This window comes from Arthrobacter sp. B0427-1-12 (genome assembly GCF_059092905.1).
In genome coordinates, this window is record NZ_JBNHIC010000024.1 from 1 (window position 1) to 21676 (window position 21676).

The 21676-nt window shown below is 66.8% G+C and carries 22 protein-coding genes and 2 tRNA genes; 14 read left to right on the forward strand and 10 right to left on the reverse strand.

The window, feature by feature from the left end:
• The first annotated feature begins 227 nt into the window (after positions 1–227).
• Together AC5RWU_RS14525 and AC5RWU_RS14530 are read left to right on the forward strand one after the other, a co-directional pair.
• Positions 228–2396, forward strand: a complete 2169-nt coding sequence (locus tag AC5RWU_RS14525) for a RecQ family ATP-dependent DNA helicase (RefSeq protein ID WP_494032590.1) — start codon at positions 228–230, stop codon at positions 2394–2396.
• A gap of 16 nt (positions 2397–2412) precedes the next feature.
• On the forward strand, positions 2413–2733 hold the full coding sequence (locus AC5RWU_RS14530) for a hypothetical protein (RefSeq protein WP_494002621.1): 321 nt from the start codon (positions 2413–2415) through the stop codon (positions 2731–2733).
• Positions 2734–2818: 85 nt separating this feature from the next.
• On the opposite strand, the gene AC5RWU_RS14535 is transcribed toward AC5RWU_RS14530, so the two are convergent.
• Together AC5RWU_RS14535 and AC5RWU_RS14540 are read right to left on the reverse strand one after the other, a co-directional pair.
• Positions 2819–2907 (reverse strand) — tRNA-Ser (locus tag AC5RWU_RS14535).
• Positions 2908–3001: 94 nt separating this feature from the next.
• Entirely contained in the window at positions 3002–5188 is a 2187-nt protein-coding gene (locus tag AC5RWU_RS14540; protein ID WP_494032589.1) for a prolyl oligopeptidase family serine peptidase, read from the reverse strand.
• Between the two features lie 73 nt (positions 5189–5261).
• Here AC5RWU_RS14540 and AC5RWU_RS14545 point away from each other — a divergent pair, with 73 nt between their 5' ends.
• Positions 5262–7232 carry an FAD/NAD(P)-binding protein gene (locus AC5RWU_RS14545; RefSeq protein WP_494032588.1) on the forward strand — a complete coding sequence of 657 codons (1971 nt, stop codon included), beginning with the start codon at positions 5262–5264 and terminating at the stop codon, positions 7230–7232.
• Positions 7233–7269: 37 nt separating this feature from the next.
• On the opposite strand, the gene AC5RWU_RS14550 is transcribed toward AC5RWU_RS14545, so the two are convergent.
• Together AC5RWU_RS14550 and AC5RWU_RS14555 are read right to left on the reverse strand one after the other, a co-directional pair.
• The gene (locus AC5RWU_RS14550; RefSeq protein ID WP_494032587.1) at positions 7270–7788 is read right to left on the reverse strand and encodes a septum formation family protein; all 519 of its coding nucleotides are present in this window, start codon (positions 7786–7788) and stop codon (positions 7270–7272) included.
• A 190-nt stretch (positions 7789–7978) separates the two neighbouring features.
• Positions 7979–8068 (reverse strand) — tRNA-Ser (locus tag AC5RWU_RS14555).
• Between the two features lie 86 nt (positions 8069–8154).
• Between AC5RWU_RS14555 and AC5RWU_RS14560 the strand changes: the two genes are divergently transcribed.
• From AC5RWU_RS14560 to AC5RWU_RS14585, 6 genes are all read left to right on the forward strand, one after another.
• A complete protein-coding gene (locus AC5RWU_RS14560) occupies positions 8155–9138 on the forward strand; it encodes an NAD(P)H-quinone oxidoreductase (RefSeq protein WP_494032586.1) in 984 nt (327 codons plus the stop codon).
• Between the two features lie 122 nt (positions 9139–9260).
• Positions 9261–11552 carry a carbon starvation CstA family protein gene (locus AC5RWU_RS14565; protein WP_494032585.1) on the forward strand — a complete coding sequence of 764 codons (2292 nt, stop codon included), beginning with the start codon at positions 9261–9263 and terminating at the stop codon, positions 11550–11552.
• A gap of 32 nt (positions 11553–11584) precedes the next feature.
• Positions 11585–11785 carry a YbdD/YjiX family protein gene (locus AC5RWU_RS14570; protein ID WP_494032584.1) on the forward strand — a complete coding sequence of 67 codons (201 nt, stop codon included), beginning with the start codon at positions 11585–11587 and terminating at the stop codon, positions 11783–11785.
• 121 nt (positions 11786–11906) lie between these two features.
• Positions 11907–12584: a bacterial proteasome activator family protein gene (locus AC5RWU_RS14575; RefSeq protein WP_494032583.1), complete on the forward strand. Its 678-nt coding sequence runs from the start codon at positions 11907–11909 to the stop codon at positions 12582–12584.
• 36 nt (positions 12585–12620) lie between these two features.
• Positions 12621–13109, forward strand: coding sequence for a hypothetical protein (locus AC5RWU_RS14580; RefSeq protein WP_494032582.1), 489 nt, complete (start codon positions 12621–12623; stop codon positions 13107–13109).
• Positions 13110–13283: 174 nt separating this feature from the next.
• The gene (locus tag AC5RWU_RS14585) at positions 13284–14048 is read left to right on the forward strand and encodes a hypothetical protein (RefSeq protein ID WP_494037040.1); all 765 of its coding nucleotides are present in this window, start codon (positions 13284–13286) and stop codon (positions 14046–14048) included.
• Positions 14049–14579: 531 nt separating this feature from the next.
• On the opposite strand, the gene AC5RWU_RS14590 is transcribed toward AC5RWU_RS14585, so the two are convergent.
• Positions 14580–15170 carry a TetR/AcrR family transcriptional regulator gene (locus AC5RWU_RS14590; RefSeq protein ID WP_494032580.1) on the reverse strand — a complete coding sequence of 197 codons (591 nt, stop codon included), beginning with the start codon at positions 15168–15170 and terminating at the stop codon, positions 14580–14582.
• Between the two features lie 343 nt (positions 15171–15513).
• On the opposite strand from AC5RWU_RS14590, the gene AC5RWU_RS14595 reads away from it, so the two are divergent.
• Positions 15514–15723: a helix-turn-helix transcriptional regulator gene (locus AC5RWU_RS14595; RefSeq protein WP_494032579.1), complete on the forward strand. Its 210-nt coding sequence runs from the start codon at positions 15514–15516 to the stop codon at positions 15721–15723.
• 308 nt (positions 15724–16031) lie between these two features.
• Positions 16032–16967: a tyrosine-type recombinase/integrase gene (locus AC5RWU_RS14600; RefSeq protein WP_494037041.1), complete on the forward strand. Its 936-nt coding sequence runs from the start codon at positions 16032–16034 to the stop codon at positions 16965–16967.
• Between the two features lie 490 nt (positions 16968–17457).
• On the opposite strand, the gene AC5RWU_RS14605 is transcribed toward AC5RWU_RS14600, so the two are convergent.
• The gene (locus AC5RWU_RS14605) at positions 17458–17880 is read right to left on the reverse strand and encodes a hypothetical protein (RefSeq protein WP_494032576.1); all 423 of its coding nucleotides are present in this window, start codon (positions 17878–17880) and stop codon (positions 17458–17460) included.
• Between the two features lie 112 nt (positions 17881–17992).
• Positions 17993–18289 (reverse strand): hypothetical protein, encoded by a 297-nt coding sequence (locus tag AC5RWU_RS14610; protein ID WP_494032575.1) that lies wholly within the window; start codon positions 18287–18289, stop codon positions 17993–17995.
• Between the two features lie 97 nt (positions 18290–18386).
• Here AC5RWU_RS14610 and AC5RWU_RS14615 point away from each other — a divergent pair, with 97 nt between their 5' ends.
• Both AC5RWU_RS14615 and AC5RWU_RS14620 read left to right on the forward strand, forming a co-directional pair.
• The gene (locus AC5RWU_RS14615; RefSeq protein ID WP_494032574.1) at positions 18387–18803 is read left to right on the forward strand and encodes a hypothetical protein; all 417 of its coding nucleotides are present in this window, start codon (positions 18387–18389) and stop codon (positions 18801–18803) included.
• A gap of 67 nt (positions 18804–18870) precedes the next feature.
• Positions 18871–19149, forward strand: coding sequence for a type II toxin-antitoxin system Phd/YefM family antitoxin (locus AC5RWU_RS14620; protein ID WP_494032573.1), 279 nt, complete (start codon positions 18871–18873; stop codon positions 19147–19149).
• 23 nt (positions 19150–19172) lie between these two features.
• On the opposite strand, the gene AC5RWU_RS14625 is transcribed toward AC5RWU_RS14620, so the two are convergent.
• From AC5RWU_RS14625 to AC5RWU_RS14635, 3 genes are read right to left on the reverse strand one after another with little or no spacing between them, the layout of a single operon-like run.
• On the reverse strand, positions 19173–19496 hold the full coding sequence (locus AC5RWU_RS14625) for a hypothetical protein (protein WP_494032572.1): 324 nt from the start codon (positions 19494–19496) through the stop codon (positions 19173–19175).
• Positions 19403–19816, reverse strand: coding sequence for a hypothetical protein (locus tag AC5RWU_RS14630; protein ID WP_494037049.1), 414 nt, complete (start codon positions 19814–19816; stop codon positions 19403–19405). Before AC5RWU_RS14630 ends, AC5RWU_RS14625 begins: the two co-directional genes overlap by 94 nt.
• A 42-nt stretch (positions 19817–19858) precedes the next feature.
• On the reverse strand, positions 19859–20620 hold the full coding sequence (locus AC5RWU_RS14635) for an S-layer homology domain-containing protein (protein ID WP_494032571.1): 762 nt from the start codon (positions 20618–20620) through the stop codon (positions 19859–19861).
• Between the two features lie 798 nt (positions 20621–21418).
• On the opposite strand from AC5RWU_RS14635, the gene AC5RWU_RS14640 reads away from it, so the two are divergent.
• The gene (locus AC5RWU_RS14640) at positions 21419–21640 is read left to right on the forward strand and encodes a hypothetical protein (RefSeq protein ID WP_494032570.1); all 222 of its coding nucleotides are present in this window, start codon (positions 21419–21421) and stop codon (positions 21638–21640) included.
• The last annotated feature ends 36 nt before the right edge of the window (positions 21641–21676 follow it).

A 21676-nucleotide genomic window follows, 5' to 3' on the forward strand; every position in this document is an offset into this window, starting at 1 on the left:
CGACCGCTTCGACGATTTCGGTGGTGATGGTTTCGCCGACGATACCCCGGACGTCGTAGGCCTTGAACGATGCGGAAAGATCAAGTGTTGTGGTCACATAGGTAAGCCTATCTGCTGCGGGCGGACGCCCGGTAAACGTTCCTCCACAGGTTCAGCCCGCGGCTCAGCTGTCCACATCCGGCGGCGGGACCGGGCCGATGTCGGCGCCGACTGGAATACTGGAAGGCATGATTCAGGCAGAGCAGTCCACGGTTGCGGCAGTTGAAAATCCGGAATTGAAAGATGAAGCAACCGCAATCCTGCGCGCCCTGGTAGGGCATCCGGAAGCGCAGTTCCATGCCGGCCAGTTCGAGGCCGTTGAGGCCCTGGTCGGCAGGGGCCGGCGGGCCCTGGTCGTGCAGCGCACCGGATGGGGGAAATCGGCGGTCTACTTTGTGGCCAGCCTGCTGCTGCGCGCCCGCGGCGCCGGTCCCACGCTGATCGTCTCGCCCCTGCTGGCCCTGATGCGGGACCAGGTCTCCGCGGCCGAGCGGGCCGGAGTCCGGGCCGCCGCGATCAACTCCGCCAACCCGCTTGAATGGGATGAGATTTCCGCACGCCTCGCGGCCGATGATGTCGACGTGCTCCTGGTGTCCCCGGAACGCCTCAACAATCCCGGCTTCTGCGAACAGCACCTTCCGGAGCTGATCCGCCGCTCGGGTCTGCTGGTGATCGATGAAGCGCACTGTATCTCCGACTGGGGCCATGACTTCCGCCCGGATTACCGCCGGATCAAGGATCTGATCGAGCAGCTTCCCCAGACGGTTCCGGTCCTCGCCACCACGGCGACCGCTAACTCGCGCGTGGTGGCGGACATTGAAGAACAGTTGGGAGCCCAGGCGCCGGAGTGCAGCACCGGTGCCCGCGGCGAGGTGATGACGATCCGGGGCGCGCTGGCCCGCGAATCCCTGCGGCTCGGCGTGCTGCGGCTGCCGAGCCCGCGGGCACGCCTGGGCTGGCTGCTGACCCATCTGACCGATCTGCCGGGCAGCGGCATCATCTACGCGCTGACGGTGTCAGCGGCCGAAGATACCGCGCGGCTGCTGCGCCAGGCGGGACATGAGGTTCTGGCCTACACCGGCCGCACCGATACCGCGGACCGGGAGGTTGCCGAGGCCGCGCTGAAGGAGAACCGGGTCAAGGCGCTGGTGGCAACCAGTGCCCTTGGCATGGGATTCGACAAGCCGGACCTAGGCTTCGTGGTCCACCTGGGCGCACCGTCGTCTCCGGTGGCGTACTACCAGCAGGTGGGCCGCGCAGGCCGTGCCACGGCCAATGCCGATGTGCTTCTGTTGCCCGGCGCTGAGGACCGGGACATCTGGGAATATTTCGCCACGGCATCCATGCCTGCGGAGGCCAACGCTTCGGCGGTGCTCCGGGAGCTGGGGCCCGGGCTGGTGCTGTCCACCGCCGCCCTGGAAACCCGCGTCAATGTCCGGCGATCGGCGCTGGAACTGCTGCTGAAGGTCCTGGCCGTCGACGGGGCGGTCCAGCGCGTTTCCGGCGGCTGGCAGGGGACCGGAAAAGCATGGGTCTACGACCGTGAACGGTACGAGCGTATCGCCAAGGCCCGGGTGGATGAACAGCGCCACATGCTCGACTATGAGAACAGCACCCAGTGCCGGATGGAGTTCCTGGCCCGCTGCCTCGATGATCCCGCAGCGGCGCCCTGCGGACGCTGCGACAACTGCGCCGGCCCGTGGTACTCGGACGTGGTGGCCACGGAAGCAACTGAAAGCGCGAACCGGGCACTGGGCCGGGTGGGCGTGGAGCTGGAGCCGCGCGGCATGTGGCCCAGCGGGATGGATCGTCTCGGCATCCAGGCCAAGGGCCGGATTCCGGCCGGAGAGGCTTCGCTGCCCGGCAGGGCCCTGGCCCGCCTGACCGACCTGGGCTGGGGCGGACGGCTCCGGGAACTGTTCGCCGCCGGCACTGCGGACAGGCCGATCGACCGTGACCTGCTGCAGGCCTGCGTCCAGGTCCTGGCCCAGTGGGGCTGGGACCACCGGCCGGTCGGGGTCATCACCATCCCTTCGCGGAGCAAGCCCCAGCTCGTGGAGTCACTGGCCCGGGGGCTGTCGGAGATCGGCCGGCTGCCGTACCTGGGCTCCCTGGTGGCACCGCACGGCGGCCCGGCCGGCGGCCCGGGCGGCAACAGCGCCTTCCGGCTGGCTTCCGTCTGGGACCAGTTCGAAGTGCCACCGGCCGGACAGGCCTGGCTCGCCGCGAACCCCGGCCCGGTCCTGCTCGTGGATGACCAGGCGGACAGCCGCTGGACCATGACCGTGGCCGGCCGGGCTCTGCGCCGGGCCGGAGCGGAAGCGGTGCTGCCGTTCGTGCTGGCCCTGAAGGCGTAGCAATTAGGATCAAAATATGGATCCGATGTGGATAATCGCCGCCTTGCTCGTGGTGCTGGTCATCGCCGCGATAGTCCTGGCACGCCGCCGCATGGGGGCTGTGCCGGGACCGGCTGGGCCGGCGACGGTGTCCCGCGAGACGGCCATCGCGGCCAGCCGGCTGCTCTCCGCCGAAGGGCACGCTGAGGTGTACGGCTACATCGGGCGCGGCAACCAGCTGGAGGCGATCCGGGCGTACCGCAGACACACCCGGGCCGGCCTGAAACAGTCCGTCGCCGCAGTGCAGAGCCTGGAGAAGTATCCGCAGGAATACAAGGGTCCTGGCTTCGACGCCTAGACGAGCCACCACGCGCCGCCCGGCTGCCTTCGTGCACTTCCCGTTAACGCAGAGCGCCCCGGTCCGAAGACCGGGGCGCGATACGCGGAGACGGGGGGATTTGAACCCCCGGTCGAGTTTAACCCCGACCCTTCATTAGCAGTGAAGTCCATTCGGCCGCTCTGGCACGTCTCCAAGCGCTATTAACCAGCCAAATCAGGTTACCCGGAAGACGGGGTTAAGAGCAAAACGGGTGCCGGAGGGACCGGGGGCGGCGGGAACCGGCCGGCTACCGGGTCAGCATCTTCCACAGGAACTCATTGGACAGCGCCTGCAGGTGCGCGGCCTGACGGTTGTCCGACGCCCCGGCGTGCCCACCCTCGAGCGACTCGTGGAACCAGACCTCCGGAATGCCCATCGCCTTCATCCGCGCGGCCATCTTCCGGGCCTGGACCGGGCCCACGCGGTCGTCGCTGGTGGCGGTCCAGATCAGGGTCGCCGGATAGTCGGCGCCTGGGCGGAGCAGATGGTACGGCGAGAAGGTCCGGATGAATTCCCACTGCTCCGGGTCCTCGGGGTCGCCGTACTCGGCGATCCATGAGTAGCCGGCGGAGAGCTTGGTGTACCGCCGCATGTCCAGCAGCGGCACGCCGCAGGAAATTGCCCCGAACAGTTCCGGATAACCGGTGAGCATGTTGCCCACCAGCAGGCCGCCATTGCTGCCGCCGGAACAGCCCAGGCGCTCGCGGCGGGTCACGCCGCGGGAGATCAGGTCCTGCGCCACCGCGGCGAAATCCTCGTAGGCGCGGTGCCGGTTCGCCTGCAGCGCGGCCCGGTGCCAGCCGGGCCCGTATTCGCCGCCGCCGCGGATGTTCGCCAGCACATAGACCCCGCCGCGGGTCCGCCCCGACGCATCCGGTCCGGTGCGGCGTTCCAGCCAGGCCCGGCCGACCGCTCCGCTGTAGCCCGGGGTCCTTGAGACCTCGAAGCCGCCGTAGCCGGAGAGCAGGGTGGGATTGCCGCCGTCGAGCTCCAGATCCTTCGGCGCCACCTGGAAGTAGGGCACCCGGGTGCCGTCCTTGGATACTGCGAAATGCTGCTCCACGCTGTAGCGGCTTTCATCGAAGAACGACGGCGCCGCCTTCACCGCCGCTGCCGAACCGCCGGGGATGCGGCCCGCCGGAGTCCCTGACGCGGTCAGCGTGCCGCGGCTGAGCGTGGACGGCGTGAGGAACCCGGTGGCGACGAGCCAGTAGTCGTTGCCGCAGTCCTCGTCTTCGTCGTCGACGGCGAAGGCGTCCACCGAATGCAGCGGCGGACAGTCATCCAGTACCGCCGGCTCCCAGTCCGCCACCGGGTTCAAGACCCGGATCTCCGACGATACGTGGGTGAGCAGGTTCAGCAGCAGGTAGTCCCGGGTCCAGCTCCAGGACTGCAGGGACGTGGCCGCGTCCGGGACGAACAGCGTGCGCAGGGAGCGTTCGCCGGCCAGGAAGTCGTCGAGCCGGACCGCCATCAACGAGCCGGCCTGGTGCACAGTGCCGGCCAGTGTCCAGTCGGTGCGCGGGCGCAGCAGCAGCCATTCGCGGTGCAGCGAGACATTGACGTCCTCCGGCACGTCAATGTGGACCCATTCATCCCCGGCGCGTATATGGGTCCGGCTGGAAAAGAAATCGATGATGTCCACCGCGATGTCCCGCTCGAAGCCGGGGGTGAGGTCGCGGGCGGCAATGCCCATCATGTGGTCCTCGGGGACCTCGAAGTACAGTTCCGCCTCGTCCAGTTGCCGGCCGCGGCGCAGGATCCGCGACGTACGCGGATAGGAGGAAGTGGTCATGGATCCGGGCCCGAAGTCCGTCCCCACGTACAGCGTGTCCGGACCGGCCCAGCCAAGCCGACTTTTCGCCGTCGGAATATCAAAGCCGCCCGGCACAAAGGCGCGGTTTTCGACGTCGAACTCCCGGTAGCGGGTCGCGTCGCCGCCGTCGGGGGAGAGGCCGATCAGCGCACGGCGGTACTCGGTTTCATCGCCCAGCGGGCGCAGGAACACGGCACCGGCCCAGACCCACTCGGTCTCCTCCGCGCGGCCGAGCTCGTCGACGTCGAGCAGGATCTCCCACTGCGGCTGGTCGCTCAGGTAGCTGTCCCAGGTCGTGCGGCGCCACAGGCCCTTGGGGTTCCGCTTGTCCCGCCAGAAGTTGTAGTAGTAGCCGCCGCGCTTGGTGACCATGGGAATCCGGTCCTCGGAGTCCAGCACGTCCAGGATCCGCTGCTCCAGCTCGTCGAACTCCGCCGAGCCCAGCATCGCTTCCGTGACCGCGTTCTCCTGGCGTACCCAGTCCAGCTGCCGGTCCCCGTGGATGTCCTCGAGCCAGAGGAATTCGTCCTCCGGTCCGTGGCCGGCCTCCGTGTCCGCCTCCGTGGCCGTCTCCGGCTTCCGGGCGGTGTCTTGCTGCGTCATGTCCTGCTGGGTCATAGAGCCATCGTAGGCCGCGGGGGCCTGGCAGGCCGCCCCGGGCCCGTCGCGCCTTGCCGGATACCCTAGATCCATGGTGAAACGGCGATACCGGGTGGCAATCGTGGGGGCAGGTCCGCGCGGAATCTCTGTCCTGGAGCGTCTGCTGGCCAACCGTTCCGCCGGCGCGCCGGAGCTGTCCGTCCATCTGATCGACCCGCACGCCCCGGGCCCCGGCCATGTCTGGGACACCGGGCAGTCCCGGCTTTTCCTGATGAACACCCCGGCGCTGTTTCCCACGGTTGTGCCCGTCGATGGCACATACCAGGAGGGACTGGCGCCCCCTGTCGCCGGGCTATCCTTCGACGCCTGGCGGCAGCTGATGCGCAGCGACGGGATCAGCGGGCAGGCGGCGGCCCTGTCCGCCGAGGACGTGAAGGAGCTCGGGGACCTGGGCGCCGCGGACTATCCGAGCCGGGCGCTGTACGGGCGCTATCTGAGCTGGGTCCACGGCCGGCTGTGCGAGGCGGCGGGGCCCCAGGTCACCCTGGTCCACCATCGCGCCGAGGCGCTGGCGGTGCGCCCGCGGGCAGGGGAGCCGGGCCACCGGATCGAGCTCGACGACGGCACGGAAGTCGAGGCCGACGCTGTCGTGCTCGCGCTGGGACACCTGCCGACCCGCCTGAACGCGGACCAGCAGGGCCTGGCCGACGCGGCCGGCAGCCACGGGCTGCAGTACTGGGCGCCGAACGTGCCCGCCGACGTAGACTGGAGCCGGCTGCCCGCCCGCCGGCCGGTCCTCATCCGCGGCCTGGGACTGAATTTCTTCGACATCATGATCCAGCTGACCGCCGGCCGCGGCGGCCGCTTCCGCGCCACGGGTGCCGGACCGGGCCGGGCGCTGGCCTACGAGCCGTCCGGAGAGGAGTCGGAGATCATCGCGGCCTCGCGCCGCGGCACCCCGTACCGGGCCAAGGCCGTGCTGGACACCTACATTCCCCGGAGCGTCACACTGCGGTTCTGCACCCCGGAGGTCCTGGCCCGCTTCCGCGAGTCCGGGGTGCAGCCGGGCTTCGACCGCGACCTGTGGCCGCTGCTGCACCGCGACGTCTTCTGGGCCTACTACACCACACTGGCACGGGTTTCGCCGGATGCCTTCACTACGGACCCGCAGCAGTTCCTGTCGGAGCTGGATGCCATCCTGACCGCGCCGGGGCAGGGCACCGACGAACCCTCCGATGCCCGCTACCACAAGGTGCTGAGACTGCTGGACGGTGCCGTGCCCGCCCGCCATAGGTTCGAGGTCCGCACGCTGGGCCATCCCTTCGCCAGCCGCACCTTCCGCTCCGGAACGGACTACGACGCCGCCGTCCTGGCGTATCTGGAGGAGGATGCGGCCGGATCGGCCGCCGGTGAGGACGATCCACTGAAGATGGCCATCGGGGCGCTGAATGCGGGCCGGTCCGTGCTCAAGGGCTTCGTGTCCGACGGCGGTATCACCGAAGCCTCGTGGCTTGCCGAACTGCGGGGCTGGTTCGAGCAGCTGGTAGAGGGGCTGGCCGGCGGACCGCCCGCGCAGCGGATCGAACAGCTGGCGGCCCTGGTGAGGGCCGGCGTCGTCCGGTTTGTGGGACCGGACCCGAAGTTCGGCGTGGATCCGGTGCACAGCCGGTTCACGGCATCCTCCCCGTGGGTGGCGGGCACCGAGTTCACCGCCAGTTACCTGGTGGAGGCGATGATGCCGGCCAACCGGGTCAATGACAGCCTTTCGCCGCTGATGCGGCAACTGCTCCGCGACGGGCTGGTGCGTGCCAAGCTCATGATGGCCGCCAACGGCGTGCCGGTGGTGACCTCCGGACTCGACCTGACCCTGCCCCCATACCGCCCGCTGGACGTCAACGGGCAGGTGGTGCCCGGGCTGTACGTGATCGGGCTGCAGCTCTCCTCGGTCCAGTGGGGCACCGCGATCGCGGCGGAGGCCGGTGCCCCGCTCGACGGCGGCAGCCGGACGCTGCGGGATGCGGACGACATCGCCCGCGCCCTGCTGGCCGCGGCGCCGGTCTAACCGCCGCACTCACCGCGGCCCAGGCCGCAGCCTCTAGCTAGCGCCGGGCGTTCCGCAGGCTTCCCGTTGTCGGACCTTCCCCGGAGACCAGGCAGGTGATGGTCCGGTCCCCGGCTTCCCAACTGTCGGCCGTGGGATGGACGTAGCGGAGCAGCAGCGCCGAATCCGCGTGCGGAATCCCGACGAAACGCTCGAACTCCGGCAGGCAGAAGTCCTCCGCGGACCGCGACACTTCGTCCTCGCCGGGATAGGTCTCGTCGGTCAGGTTCATGGCGCCGATCGCTTCATAGTCGTGCGGTTCCTCGCAGGGGACCACGGTCAAACCCGCGGCCGCCGCGTTGCCTTCCCCGCCGTCGTCGTCCTGTCCGGCCTGGTCCCGGGCGGGGTCGCGGAGGCAGTTGCCCACGGCGATGCCCGGACCGCGTCCGCCGTCGGACCCGCCGCCGGTGGGGAACAGTCCGCAGCCGCCCAGCAACACACCGAGAACGGCGGCGGTGCACACCGCCGCGGCGAATCGGGCGCCCGTGGGGCCGGAGACGGTGTCGCGCGCAGCCATGGCTGCCTCCTGGAGACTCAACGGCGATGGCGAACTGACACGAGCGACACTAGCGGCGCCGCCGAGGGGAAACAACAGGCGTCCCGGCCGGCAGGCCGGCACGGAAACAGGTGGGGCGCGGAAATAGAGAACACCCCGGCGTGGCCGGGGTGTTCCATGCCGCAGGGCTCATGCCGCAGGGCGGTCGCTGCGGAAGGTAAGGGATTCGAACCCTTGAGCCAGGGGATACCTGGCCACTGGTTTTCAAGACCAGCTCCATCGGCCGCTCGGACAACCTTCCCCTAGTAGTCTGTCATGAGGGACAAGCTGACCAAAATTCCGCGCCGCCTGCGGGCGGACCAACGGGAAGGGCGAGTGGACGAACAGATGAAAGCCGTATTGACCAAGGGAGCCGGCGGGCCGGAAATGCTGGAGGTCGTCGAGGTTGCGGATCCGGTACCCGGGCCCGGCGAGGTGCTGATCGACGTCATCGCCGCCGGGCTCAACCGCGCGGATGTCCAGCAGTTGCGCGGCGTCTACCCGCCTCCGCCCGGCGCCTCCGAGATCCTGGGGCTTGAAGTTTCGGGGCGGATCGCCGCACTCGGGGACGGTGCGGAGGGTTTCGCGGTAGGCGATGCCGTCGTCGCACTTCTTGCCGGCGGAGGTTACGCCGAGCAGGTGGCGGTGCCGGCGGGCCAGGTGCTCCCGGTGCCCGACGGCGTCGAGGTGGCCACCGCGGCAGGCCTGCCGGAGGTGGCCGCGACGGTGTTCTCGAATCTGTTCATGGCCGCCGGAGTCAAGGCAGGGGAGCAGGTCCTGATCCACGGCGGCGCCGGGGGGATCGGCACCATGGCCATCCAACTGGTGGCGGCGTTCGGCGCGGTGCCGATGGTCACCGCCGGTTCTGCGGCGAAGCTGGAGCTGGCCCGGGAGCTCGGCGCCAAGGTGCTGATCAACTACAAGGAGCAGGACTTCGTGGCCGAAGTCAGGGCGGCCACCGGCGGGCACGGAGCCGACGTCATCCTGGATGTCGTCGGCGCCAAGTACCTGCAGCAGAATATCGATGCACTGGCCACTTCCGGCCGGCTGGTCATCATCGGGCTGCAGGGCGGCGCACGGGCGGAGCTGAACCTCGCGCAGCTGATGGCCAAGCGGGCAGCGATTATCGCCACGACGCTGCGCGCCCGGCCCACTGAGGAAAAGTCCGCCATCATGCGCGCGGTCCAGGAGCACGTTTGGCCGCTGGTGGCCGAAGGCAAGGTCCATGCGCAGGTGAACCGGACGTTCAGCCTGAATGACGTGGCCCAGGCCCACGACTATTTCGCCTCCGGTGAGCACACCGGCAAGATCCTGCTGACCACGGGCCGCTAGCCACCTCAACCGCGGCACGGTCCGGGTTGCTCCCTATCCTCTTCCTTGCGGCGCGCCCCGATGCGTAGGCTCGAGATGACAGACCACCTTGTCAAAGATCACTTGGAGTCAAGAGGAGAATCATGAGTGAGAATCCCGAGCGCCCGGGGACGGCCGGCGCTGGCCGGGAGGCAGACGTCCTGGTCCAGGACCCGGACCTTCCCCCAGTGGCCGTTGACCCGGCCATAGCCGAGGCGGAGGACCGGAAGTGGACGCCGGCCAAGATCACCGTCTGGGCGCTTATCGCCCTGCTCGGCGGCCTCGGCTGGGTCATGCTGGCCATAGTCCGCGGCGAAACCGTCAACGCCATCTGGTTCGTCTTCGCCGCCGTGGCCACCTACTTCATTGCGTACCGCTTCTATTCCAAATTCATCGAAGCCAGGCTGCTCAAGCCCAATGATGTCCGGGCGACCCCGGCGGAGTACAACGCAGACGGCAAGGACTATGCCGCAACGGACCGGCGCGTCCTCTACGGCCACCACTTCGCCGCCATCGCCGGCGCCGGTCCGCTGGTCGGGCCGGTCCTGGCCGCCCAGATGGGCTACCTGCCGGGCACCGTCTGGATCATCCTCGGCGTCATCCTGGCCGGCGCCGTGCAGGATTACCTGGTCCTGTTCTTTTCGATGCGCCGCGGCGGCCGGTCTCTGGGGCAGATGGCACGGGACGAACTGGGCGTGATCGGCGGAACCGCGGCGCTGATCGCCACCCTGGTCATCATGATCATCATCGTGGCCATCCTGGCGCTCGTCGTCGTCAACGCCCTTGGCGAAAGTCCTTGGGGCGTCTTCTCCGTCTCCATGACCATTCCGATTGCCCTGCTCATGGGCGTTTACCTGCGCTACCTGCGCCCCGGCCGCGTCACCGAGGTGTCCATTATCGGCTTCGTGCTGCTCATGCTGGCCATCATTGGCGGCGGCTGGGTGGCTGACACCGCGTGGGGTGCCGCCGCATTCACGCTCCCGCGCGAAACCATCGCCTGGGGCATCATTGTCTACGGCTTTATCGCCGCGGTGCTCCCGGTCTGGCTGCTGCTGGCCCCGCGCGACTACCTGTCCACGTTCATGAAGGTCGGCACCATCGTGATGCTCGCCGTCGCCATCATCGTGGTGCGGCCGGAAATCACCGTACCGGCCTTCAGCGAGTTCGCGGGCCGGGACGACGGACCGGTGTTCCCGGGCTCGCTGTTCCCGTTCCTTTTCGTCACCATCGCGTGCGGTGCGCTGTCAGGATTCCATGCCCTGATCTCCTCCGGTACCACGCCGAAGCTGGTGGAGAAGGAACGCCAGACCCGCTTCATCGGCTACGGCGGCATGCTCATGGAGTCATTCGTGGCGATCATGGCCTTGGTGGCCGCGATCTCGATCGACCGCGGCATCTACTTCGCCATGAACTCCTCGGGCGCGGCCACCGGCGGAACCGTCGAGGGGGCGGTGGCCTTCGTCAACAGCCTAGGCCTGACCGGAGTCAACCTGACACCGGACATGCTCACGCAGACGGCGGCCGACGTCGGCGAGGAAAGCATCGTCTCGCGCACCGGCGGTGCGCCCACCCTCGCCGTTGGGCTGGCCGGCATCATGAACCAGTGGTTCGGCGGCGCCGGCATGATGGCGTTCTGGTACCACTTCGCCATCATGTTCGAGGCACTGTTCATCCTCACCGCTGTTGACGCCGGCACCCGCGTGGCCCGCTTCATGCTGCAGGACAGCATCGGCAACTTCGTGCCCAAGTTCAAGGACATGTCCTGGCGTCCCGGCGCCTGGTTCAGTACGGCTGTGATGGTGGCCGGCTGGGGAGCGATCCTGATCATGGGCGTGACCGATCCGCTGGGCGGCATTAATACGCTGTTCCCCCTCTTCGGCATCGCCAACCAGCTGCTGGCGGCCATTGCCCTGGCCGTCTGCCTGGCCATCGTGGCCAAGAAGGGCGCGTTCAAGTACATCTGGATCGTCGGGCTTCCGCTGGCGTTCGCCGCCGTCGTGACCGTTACGGCCTCGATGTACAAGATCTTCTCGACGGTCCCGGCCGTCGGATACTGGGCCCAGCACAGTGCCTTCCGCCAGGCGCTCGCTGACGGGGAGACCAGCTTTGGCACGGCCCGCAGCGTGGAGGCGATGGAAGCGGTGGTCCGCAACACCTTCGTCCAGGGCACACTGTCCATCATCTTCGTGACGCTGTCCATCATCGTGATCATCGCCGCGCTCGTCGTTACGTGGAAGGCCTACAGGGCCGGCGGCGGCGAGGACACTGAGGATGATGCCGTGCCGTCCCGGATGTTCGCTCCGGCCGGATTCGCGGCCACTCCGGCGGAGAAGTCGATCCAGGCGCAGTGGGATGCGCTGGCGGACGACCGGAAGCCAGTGCGCACCGGGCACTGAGCAGTCCGGAGCCGATCCAGGAAAGGAAAGCCATGAGCACCATCGAAGCCATCCGCAAGGGCTGGAAGGGGTTCGCCTGGTACGTCAAGGGCGTCATGGGCGAAAACGCCTACCAGCAGTATGTGGACCACCACAACCGGACGCGCACGTCGGAGCCGTTGATGACCGAGCGGGAGTTCTGGCGGGACAGGACGGACCGCCAGGAGCGGAACCCGCAGGGCCGCTGCTGCTAGAACGCCGCACAGCGCCGGGGCGGATCGGTCTGCAGGGGCGCCCGTTGCCGGACAAAACGTCCGGCGGCGGGCGCCCTTGCTTTCCCCTTGAAGTGTCGGTGCAGCGTGAGACGATGGGGGAATGAGTGAACAGCAGCCAACTGAGCACGACGTCGATCCCGCAGTGCAGAACACTAAAACCAAGGAACCTGCCGTCGCAGGCCAGCTCACCGCCGGACTGGCAGCCGGAGAACACGGGGTGGGCGGACTGACGGTGTCTGCCGAACCGGCCGGCCCGGACGCACACTCCAAGGGACGCTCGGTCCGGCTGAACGAACTGGTGGATGAACCCGCCAAGGTCATGCGCATCGGGACGATGATCAGGCAGCTGCTGGAAGAGGTCCGCAACGCGCCCCTCGACGACGCCGCACGCAGCAGGCTGGCGGAAATCCATGAGCGTTCCATCAAGGAGCTTGAGGACGGCCTGGCGCCGGAACTGGTCCAGGAGCTGCATCGGATCAACCTGCCGTTCACGGATGATTCGGTGCCCTCGGACGCCGAGCTGCGGGTGGCGCAGGCACAGCTGGTCGGCTGGCTGGAGGGCCTGTTCCACGGCATCCAGACGGCTCTTGCCGCCCAGCAGATGGCCAACCAGAACCTGGCGGCGAAACTGCAGCTTCGCCAGCTCCCTCCGGGCACGCAGATCGCCCCGGGCGTCATCGTTGGCGAGGACGGCGAGCCCCGGCGAGCGCCCGGTGCCGGCGATGAGGCCAGCCTGGGCAAGGATGAAGAGCACCACGGTCCGGGACAGTACCTGTAGTCCGGCGGCATCCCGAACAATCCCAGGAATACGACCATGGCTTTTTTCGCAGCGGCCCGCCAGGCCCGCAAGGACGACGCCGAGCTGGGCAAAGGCGTCTGGCGCCGCGCCCACGACCGGTTCCGGCGGGGGCTGGACCGCTGCCACCAGATCCTCGAAGGGGTTACCGACGACGAGCTGTACGCGCAGCTGGTGCCCATCGCCGACGACCTCGCGGCCCTGCTTCCGCAGGTCCGCGCCCTCTGCGCCGAGGCGCAGGTTAAGGCGCCCAGTGCCGGCCTCGACATTCCCGGCAGCATGACTCCGGTCCACCGTGCCCTCTCCCGTGCCGGCAATGCCCTGGCAACGACGGCGGAGGCAGTCGCTATGGCCCGGCACGCGGCGGAGCGGAGCACCGCTTTCGGCGAGGGGAACGACGTCGGACGGCTGGCTGACAGCGTCCGGCGCCGCGCGCTGGTGGTCGCCGAATGCCTGTCGGATGCAGCAGACGCTGCGCGGGCTGCCGGCAGCGGCCCGGCGGCCTAGGGCGTATTGCTCCCTTGCCGTTTATCCGGCCGACTACGTTGCATCGCGGGAACTAACGGCCAAGTGAGCTTAACAGTCACCGTTCCGGGCCGAAATATCCTTTAGACCTGGCCCATGACGCTGTACAGTCGGGGACCAACGGCGGCAACGGTGCCGCTTGGATTTGGGGGAATCATGAACCGCTACGGTCTCTCCGCCCTGGCGGCGGCAGCGGTCCTGCTGGCCGGCTGTTCAGGCGCGGGCACGAACACAGGTCCCAGTGAGGCGCCGCCGCCCGCCGCTGATTCCCCTGCGCGGGAGGCGCCGCTTCGCACCTACACCTCGGAGCAGGTCGCGCAGGCGCTCGGAGGCCTGACCGGTTCCGGCGGTACGCGGCCCGTGCAGGTAATCACTGACAAAGACGTGGCAGCCCAGGGGGCCACCGAAGCCCAGGCCTTGCAGCGGCTGGAGACGACTCCGAGCATCTGCGCCCGGTACCTGAATTTTTCTCCCGTGAGCTACCCCGGCTACACCATGGGCATGGCGTTCCTGGCCTCGGAGCAGCAGCAGTCGTCGGTGGGAGCGGTCGTTGATGCCGGTGGGGGCCACCCTGGCCGGATGGCCGACAACAGGGCCGCACTGAACGAGTGCCGGGCTTTCACGCTGTCACTCCTGGGCCAGGATGTCCCGATGTCGCTGGTGGAGGTCCCAGTCCCGATGGAGGCCGAGGGCATTCTCGGCGTCAGGGCCAGCGGGTCTCTTCAAGGTAGGGAGATCAGCATGCTCAACGTCTCCGGGTACCGGGGAAGCGTCATGGTCAGCGGCACCGCAGTCCTGGCGGATTCTTCCGGCCAGGCCGCGGCAGTGGATGAGCTGACCGGATATGCGGAGAATCTTTTCGCAGCGCTGGAGGGCCCGCCTCCGGAAGAGGAATCACCGGGTGCCGGACCGAAGGCCTGAGGCAGCGAGCGCGGCCGTGGGCCGGCGTGGCACGCAGCCCTCGCCGCTCACCCGTGTGGACGTGGGCTCACCCGTGCGGACGGGACGGATGTGAAAGGCCCTCCGACTCTCACCATTGGGGGGTCGTGAGAGGCGGAGGGCGCTTCAGAAAGTATGGCATACCAGAAGACGCTCATGGGGCCGGATTGATACATCACGCATAACGATCCGGTTGCAACACATCTCAACAGTCCCGGCACAGGCGTGTTCCGTGCTGCTTAAACGGCGAAGCCGCCGGATCGCTGTGATCGCGGCGGCCTGACCGATGACTGTTCTCCCCCAAGAACGGCCTGGATGGTGGCAGGAGGCGTTCCCCCCAAAACGCTTCCTGCCGGGTTCGCCGTTCGGGTCCCCCAACCCGGACCGTCGAACCTTCTGATGAAAGGTTGTCATGGGCGCACCGGCCCCGCCAAGAGCCTTCACTACTCGTTTTTATGGTTGGACATGCACAAGTAGCCAATTTGTTATTTAACCAGTCAGGCCGAGCTCCGTTCAGCGGCCGAGCCGCTCGTCGAGGGTGTGCCAGAAGCTGCGCATCATCACCTCGAAGGCCGCCGTGGACGCATCGGTGTCGTCATTGATCAGAAGGTCGTAGGACAGCCCGTAGAAGGTTGCGCAGAGCAGCCGAGCGTTGGCGGCCGCATCCTCCGGACTCATGCCCTGTGTGGTCAGCCAGGTGCGGGTGTGCTCCAGCCAGTGGGAGAAGTTCTGCTGCGCGGTGCCGATCGGGTTGGCAGAGACCAGGGCCTGCATGGCTGCCTCCAGGCCGAGCCGGCGCAGCTGACGGCTGCGTTCGTGTACCACCCAGCGCCAGCCTTCATTGAGCCAGGCTTCGTACTGGTCCCGGGACCAGGCCTCGATGTCTTCGCGCTTGAGCTCGTCGGCGCGGGTTCCGACGGTGGAGACAATCTCGTGGATCAGCTGCTCGCGGGTGCCGAAGTGGTACACGAGCACATAGGCACTGATGCCCAGGGCGTCCGCCGCGGTCCGGAACGTCAGGGCGGACAGCGGCTTGTCCTGCAGGTAGTCGATGATCTGGGCCAGCAGTTCGCCCTTGCGCTGCGGGTTCTTCGGTCTGGCCATGGCTTGACGTTAGCCCACCGCATGGCGTGGACGGCACGTGTGTGAAGCAGTGTTAATCACCGGTCATGTTCGGTACGCGCGGCCGGAGGGGTAGACGGCCTGGGCAAGAACCACTGAAAATGGAGCCTCCTACCAGAATCGAACTGGTGACCTTCTCATTACGAGTGCTGAGTTCACGAGTTTTCCCGGGGGCTCACCAATGAGCCCGAATCAGCGTCATTTCGGGGATTTTCAGGCCTGGTGTGTTCACTGCAGATCACGGAAGTTCATTTGCAAAGCGTGCCGTTTACGTGCCGGGCTCAAAAGCGACACCTGTCGTTCAGCTTCGCGCATAGAAGTTGGCATGGAACAAGTTCACAACTATGAGCCCGCGATGTGGCTCACCCGCAAGCAGACGGCGGCCCACATGGGCGTGAGCACAGGAACCTTGGCCAACTGGGCCAGCATGGACATCGGGCCGACTTACGCCAAGGTCGGAGCACGACGGGTCATGTACCGGATGGCTGACGTCGATGCATGGATGGCCGCACGGCTGCAGAAGAGGGCCGCGTAATGGGGCGCCCGCAAACACCCGCCTGGCAGCCACAGAACATCACCTCGAAGCAGGATGCGGAAGGCCGCTAGGAGGCACGCACCCGGTTCCGTGATTCTGTCGGGCGCATCCATTTCGTACGGCGTTCCGGCCGGACGAAGGGGGCCGCGGAGCAGGCGGTCCGGCGGGCTATTGCGGAAAAGCGAGAGAGCCACGAGCAAGCCTCAGTAACAGGAGTGCTGACCGTAGCTGACCTGGCACTGGCATGGCTGGAATCGCGGAAGCCTGCACCGGTCAAGGTCGATCCTGAGACCCAGGAAGGGGGAACCGTGACGGACGGGCTGAGCATGCAAACCTGGCTGAAGTACGAACGGAACATCAAAGACCAGCTGCTGCCGAAACTCGGCGGAGAAACGGTCACCAGACTCGGTACACCGCAATGCGAACGGGCAATTCACAGCCTCTACGACAAGGAAGCAGGAACCGGCTACCGAACAGCGGCCATGGCCAAACAGGTACTGCAGCAGGTCATGGACTATGCAGTGCGCCAAGGACACCGGGTGGACAACCCTGTCCGGAGTGTATCCCGTATCCCGAAACCCCGCCGGAAGCCTCAGGTCATGACCCCGGCCGTAACCCGAGCCGTTTACGACGCTGCACAAGCACGACAGCCCGAACCGGGCGTGGGCGGGCCCAAGCCAACGAGCCGCCTGGCGGACACCGTGCTGCTGCTGGCCGCTACCGGCTTGCGCCTCGGAGAAGCGCTTGCCGTCCGCTGGGAAGACATCGATCTGGCGGCCTCGCCGCCCACTGTCACAGTCACCGGGACTCTCGTAGAGCAGACCGGGCTGTTCTTCCGGCAAGGCTATCCAAAAACTGCGGATAGCCGGCGCACGGTCCGTTTGCCGGATTGGGCCACGGGCATGATGCTGCGGCGCAGGGCAAATGCGGCGGCATCGGGTACCGGGGCCGTGTTTGCGACCAGGAATGGCACCTTCGTCAGACCATCGAATTTCCGGGATGATCTTCGCAAGGCGTTGAAGGCGGCCGGAATCACGGAAAGAATCACCCCGCACACATTCAGGCGTACTGTGGCCACTCAATTGGCCGCATCTGCTGGCGACCAGGCAGCTGCTGCACAGCTGGGCCACGCGTCCCCCGAAGTGACGCGGGTGCATTACATCAGCCGTCCTGATCTCGTGCCGGATTACACCGAAGCGTTGGCTGATCTCGCCCCTGCAGCTGTAGAGCGTGAATCAGCATGAGTATGTCGAGCGTACGTTACGCCCGTGATGCTCGACGAAGGCACCAGTCATAGAAGAGGGCCCGTCCTGCGATACCCGTTGTAGGACGGGCCTTTCGGTGCCCAGAGCACACTCAATCCTCTCCTGCGAGGTCTGCTTTCACCCGAACAGATCGATGATCCGGCAGCAGCGAGCAGGCCAACCTCTACCGGATCGACACTGGGCCACTTCTGTATTACGACTCGGCGCCGCGTCAATCCGGGCGGCGGAGCGTCGAGTCCTTGGCCCACCGTTCAGGCTCATACCCGAGCGGGCCGTCGTGACGGAAACGGGCTCCGCAGGTCCCGCACTCCCAGACCGCGTGAATGATCTCCGGGTCGTCTTCACCCGGGTCGTAGATTTCGGCCACCGTCATCTGCTGTGGCGGGTGACCGGTAAGGCACACCAAGGGTGCCGGCTCAGCGGTGTTCATGGCCCGAGGGTAGTTGCGTCCGCTAGAGTCCGGTGCCGGCTACCACATGCCTTCGAAACTGTCTCTGGCCGCCTCCAGCACCTTGGTTGCGTCACCTAAGTGGTTGACGGGCCGCCGGCAGTCTGCGAACCAGCCGGACGGTGAAGTCATCCACAGCGTCACATCTTTGGCGGGCCATCCGTTCTCTCTGGCCAAAGCGAGCAGCGGATTGATGATCGGGTGGATGCTGTGAGTTTCCCGATCGAACTGGAAACCGGGGTACAGCAGGGATCCATCCATCCACGGCCGGATGACCTCCTGGTCGTTGTCGAGCGAGAGCTCCGCATCCCATCCGAGCACCTCGCGGACCTGACCGGCGGTGAGCAGACCGAACTCTGCCGCAATCCGGCGCCAGGCGCGTTCGGCGTTGCGGATGGTCTGGCGCATCTGCGGGCTCACGGCGTTAGGTTCGGTCGTGCTCATGGTTCCAGTGTGAACCTGTTGCCCTTGGGCCAAAATATCTGGCCTATGACGTCGTCCATGCCAGGAGTGTGGTCCCTCTGTCTGGTCTCTCAGTCAGCGCCATTGAAACCGTTTAGGGCTCCTCGCCGAGCAGGCCAGCCTGCGCTTCGAGGTGGTCGATGAATTCGTATGGGATCTGCTGGCTGTACACCGCGGGCGCGTCCAGAGCAGGTGCATAGATGACGGGGCGGCCGATGAGGCTGGAGCCGTGTCGTTCGAAGGCCACGATGGAGTGCTCGCCGAAGGCCTGAAGCAAGGCAGGCGTTCCAGCGAAGTAGACCTTCCCGTCGGGGCTTTCCGTCAGACGCAGCGAACCAAAACCGATCGTCTGTCCAGCTAGCATGAGCTGCTTCAATTCATCATGATTCATTCAAAAGATCCCATCCCGCAGTTGAAGTTAATCCTGCCAGTATTGGCAGTGTCGTCGCCCGCTGCCGGGAGTCGGTGCCGGGTGGTTGACTGGCTCCATGGAACCCTTTGAGATCCCACCGGCTGTCGTCGAGACGGTAGCATGCGGCGGAGTCGTCCAGCTTCACCAGGGTGGGGCCTTCTGCGCCACCGTGGACGCTGACCGGTTGCGGAACTTCCTGGCCGAGGCCCTGCCGGCGAACCTGCAGTGGTTCCGCGAGGGGGACGCTGACGCCGCTGTCCTGCCCGTACTCAACCTGGCCGCCGAGGCAACTGACCCGGACATGGTGCTCGAGCAGGTGCTCACGGCGCTGCGCGAATACGCCGAGGATTGGGTGGACCACCTGCGCCAGGCGCCCAACCATGCCGACAACTGGCCGCGGGTCCAGCTCATTCAGCTCTGCGATGATACGCAGCTGTCGAACTGGCTGAACACTCCGGCCGTCTCGGTCCCGCGAGGCAGTGAAGCGCACTGAAGGCGGTCCGGTTCCGGTGCATTCGGTGAACCTCCCGTTCCGGACAGAATGGCGTCAGAATCTTTATATGGCCATGATTTCCGTGGCGGGAGCCCGCGCGAACCTCTCACGAATTGTGGAACGTGCCGAGTCCACCCATGAGCGGTTTGAGATCACCCGCAACGGCGAACGCGCAGCGGTGCTTCTCGGCGCCGACGATTACGACGCCCTGATGGAGACTATTGCGGTCCTTTCCGACGCCGAGGTCGTCCGGGAGCTTACTGAGGCGGTCCGGGAACTCGACTCCGGGCGCGGTCACAGCGAAGAAGACGTCCGGGCTGCCGTGAAGGCCGCCGGGCGCCTGTGAGCCGCTATGCCGTTCGGTTTTCGTCAGCCGCGCGCCGGGCTCTGGCGGAAACCCTGCCTGAGGCTGTGGCAGCGGCGGCATACGAGTTGATCACGGGAGCTCTGAGCGAGAACCGCCAACAGGCTGGGAAAGCAGCTGTCCGAGCCACTGTACCGCTGTACTGTGCACGGCGTGAATCGTACCGGGTCCTTTACCGGATCGTCGAGGCGGAGCAGAGGCTGGACATCGTCTCCATTACCCATTGAAGGGATTCCTACCGGCCGTAACCGGCGGTACTTGCCGGCCCTGAGCACCGGCAGGTTGGTCCATTCGGTGGTGTAGCTCGGCGACTGGTATTTGCGGGACATGGTCCAGTCGGGGCTTCCATCATGCCGGCCCGGCCCAGCCCGATGCTGGTGGCACCGTACTTGTTCTTAATCGCGCCCATGATTTCGCCGATGTTCCGCCGCTCATGGACGGAGGCGAACGTATCGAACGCCGGCTGGGCGTCGGCGGGGGAGAGGCCGGTGAGCATGACCCCGGCCCGGGCGTACGGGACACCGTCGATGAGCTCGGGTTCCAGGGCGGCGATGGCGGACTTGGACAGCAACACCGGGTCGGCGGTCGGGGCCCGCTGACGCCCCGACTGAGGCTCCGCAGGCAAGTCCAGGCAGCACGAGGCCCGCACAGCTCCTTGGGGCCTGTCCGGGCCTTCCTGGTGCCGGTGAGATCAGCTGTGGTACTCGTATGCCGGAAGGGTTCCGGCGACGATGTTCCACCGGTACATGAAGGCAGCCATCGCATCGCGGTTGACCGGCTGCAGGGGACGGTAAGAGCTGTCTTCCAGCCACCCGTCGGCGATGTTCCACTGGTCCATCCAGGCGATGGCCGTGCGGTAGGGGTGGTCAGGAGCTACGTCTGCGAAGCTGAAGACCGCGGGGTCTATGGGCTGCTCGCCGGCCAGCCGGTACAGGAAGGCGGCCGTCGCATCCCGGGCCACGGGCTGATCCGGCCGGAAGGTGCTGGTGCCGTCCTCCTCCTGCCACCCGGTGGAGATGCCCTCGGCGGCCAGCCAGGCGATCTGCCGGTAGAAGGCGTGGTCGGCGGCCACGTCGGTAAAGGGCGAGACTTCCGGGGGTGTGAAGTCCGGCTGCCCGGCGAGCCGGTACAGGAAGGCGGCCATGGCGTCACGGGCCACCGGCAGGTCCGGCCGGTAGGTGTTGTCCTCGGCCCAGCCGGTGACAATCCCATGGTCGAACGCCCAGGTGATGTCGGCGGCGAACTGGTTCCCGGTTTTGACGTCGGTGAAGTCGTGCAGGTTGGGTGCACACCAGATGATATCGCCGTCGAAGGTCCAGCAAATCTCATTCTCCACCGGGGACATTGGTGCAGTGCGGGCCTGGGCCGGTCCGGCAGCGAGCAGTCCGCCGGCCAGGACAGCAGCAGTGAGCAGGGTGGTTCCGGATACTCCGGCAGTGCGTTTGTACTTCATGGTCACGTCCCCAAAGTGTCGTCGTCAGGTACCGCGGCTGCGGCGTGCTGCCAGCGTAACCGCCGGCACTGACCGGCCTGAGCCCGGGCATGACAAAGGTGACGACAAAAGGCCCTGCCAAGCTGCATGAATGTCATGAGCTGCGGACGGGCCCCAGGGGGCGGTCATGCCCTCCTGGCAGGGTGACGGCCTGATCGCTGTCGCGGTGCATGATGGCCGCCAGGCCTGCCGGGGACGGTGCCTGCCCGAAGACCGGCATCCTCTGCGGTACGTTCCGAATAGCACGAACCGGCGCAGTGGCGGAGGCATGGGGTCAAATCCTGTGATACCCGACCATTTCGGCCGGCGAATGCTGCCGACCACCGGGACGACCCGGCGGGAGGGTTCCGCCGACCGCCGGTTGGCCGGTTTTTTCGGGTATAACCGCAGGTCAGGGGCATGTTGGCGGTGGTGTGGCCGACCTGTCCGACTGTGGCGACCGGGGAACAACGCCCTTATAGAGAGAGTGGATATATATGTCCTTTACTCCTGAGAAGACATATATAGGGCCCTTATGTGTATGTATGTATTTAAGGTAGGTCAGGTAGGACAAGGTATAGGTATAGGCCCTGCTTCCCAGTAAGGGCGCGGATTTTTCTGTCCGACCGCCGGTTGGCAAAACCCCCGAATCCGGTCGCCGGGGTCGGCGGGCCCGGTTCCGGCCGGTCGCCCGGCCGTTTCAGCCCCTACCCTGGATCTGCGGCCCGTCCGCTTCCGGTGATGACGGTTCCGGTGCCTGCTGCCGCACACATACCGGGCATGAGCATCTCACCCCAGCCCCGCCAGCCGAAGGGCACCGCCGACGGCGGACAGTTCGCCGTCGCATCCCACGCCGAACCGGCCGTCGCTCTGGCCGCCCATGCCCCTGCCCCAGTCCGGTTCATTGCCGTGGCCTACGGCGAGTCTGAGGAACTGGCGGGAGCTGGCCGACGGGCAGGTCATAATCCGCCGGCTAACTGCACGGGTGCCGTCTGCGCATGACAGGGTGTGAAGGCAGCACTACCGATGGAGGTCCCG

What these genes read in the sequence shown, in the direction of transcription:
- AC5RWU_RS14575 (WP_494032583.1), top strand. Translation starts at nt 11,907, where the DNA reads ATGAGTGAACAGCAGCCAACTGAGCACGACGTCGATCCCGCAGTGCAG.
- AC5RWU_RS14615 (WP_494032574.1), top strand. Translation starts at nt 18,387, where the DNA reads ATGGAACCCTTTGAGATCCCACCGGCTGTCGTCGAGACGGTAGCATGC.
- AC5RWU_RS14570 (WP_494032584.1), top strand. Translation starts at nt 11,585, where the DNA reads ATGAGCACCATCGAAGCCATCCGCAAGGGCTGGAAGGGGTTCGCCTGG.
- AC5RWU_RS14540 (WP_494032589.1), bottom strand. Translation starts at nt 5,188, where the DNA reads ATGACCCAGCAGGACATGACGCAGCAAGACACCGCCCGGAAGCCGGAG.
- AC5RWU_RS14580 (WP_494032582.1), top strand. Translation starts at nt 12,621, where the DNA reads ATGGCTTTTTTCGCAGCGGCCCGCCAGGCCCGCAAGGACGACGCCGAG.
- AC5RWU_RS14560 (WP_494032586.1), top strand. Translation starts at nt 8,155, where the DNA reads ATGAAAGCCGTATTGACCAAGGGAGCCGGCGGGCCGGAAATGCTGGAG.
- AC5RWU_RS14545 (WP_494032588.1), top strand. Translation starts at nt 5,262, where the DNA reads ATGGTGAAACGGCGATACCGGGTGGCAATCGTGGGGGCAGGTCCGCGC.
- AC5RWU_RS14530 (WP_494002621.1), top strand. Translation starts at nt 2,413, where the DNA reads ATGGATCCGATGTGGATAATCGCCGCCTTGCTCGTGGTGCTGGTCATC.
- AC5RWU_RS14605 (WP_494032576.1), bottom strand. Translation starts at nt 17,880, where the DNA reads ATGAGCACGACCGAACCTAACGCCGTGAGCCCGCAGATGCGCCAGACC.
- AC5RWU_RS14640 (WP_494032570.1), top strand. Translation starts at nt 21,419, where the DNA reads ATGAGCATCTCACCCCAGCCCCGCCAGCCGAAGGGCACCGCCGACGGC.
- AC5RWU_RS14635 (WP_494032571.1), bottom strand. Translation starts at nt 20,620, where the DNA reads ATGAAGTACAAACGCACTGCCGGAGTATCCGGAACCACCCTGCTCACT.
- AC5RWU_RS14585 (WP_494037040.1), top strand. Translation starts at nt 13,284, where the DNA reads ATGAACCGCTACGGTCTCTCCGCCCTGGCGGCGGCAGCGGTCCTGCTG.
- AC5RWU_RS14525 (WP_494032590.1), top strand. Translation starts at nt 228, where the DNA reads ATGATTCAGGCAGAGCAGTCCACGGTTGCGGCAGTTGAAAATCCGGAA.
- AC5RWU_RS14625 (WP_494032572.1), bottom strand. Translation starts at nt 19,496, where the DNA reads ATGTCCCGCAAATACCAGTCGCCGAGCTACACCACCGAATGGACCAAC.
- AC5RWU_RS14550 (WP_494032587.1), bottom strand. Translation starts at nt 7,788, where the DNA reads ATGGCTGCGCGCGACACCGTCTCCGGCCCCACGGGCGCCCGATTCGCC.
- AC5RWU_RS14610 (WP_494032575.1), bottom strand. Translation starts at nt 18,289, where the DNA reads ATGAATCATGATGAATTGAAGCAGCTCATGCTAGCTGGACAGACGATC.
- AC5RWU_RS14565 (WP_494032585.1), top strand. Translation starts at nt 9,261, where the DNA reads ATGAGTGAGAATCCCGAGCGCCCGGGGACGGCCGGCGCTGGCCGGGAG.
- AC5RWU_RS14595 (WP_494032579.1), top strand. Translation starts at nt 15,514, where the DNA reads ATGGAACAAGTTCACAACTATGAGCCCGCGATGTGGCTCACCCGCAAG.
- AC5RWU_RS14590 (WP_494032580.1), bottom strand. Translation starts at nt 15,170, where the DNA reads ATGGCCAGACCGAAGAACCCGCAGCGCAAGGGCGAACTGCTGGCCCAG.
- AC5RWU_RS14620 (WP_494032573.1), top strand. Translation starts at nt 18,871, where the DNA reads ATGGCCATGATTTCCGTGGCGGGAGCCCGCGCGAACCTCTCACGAATT.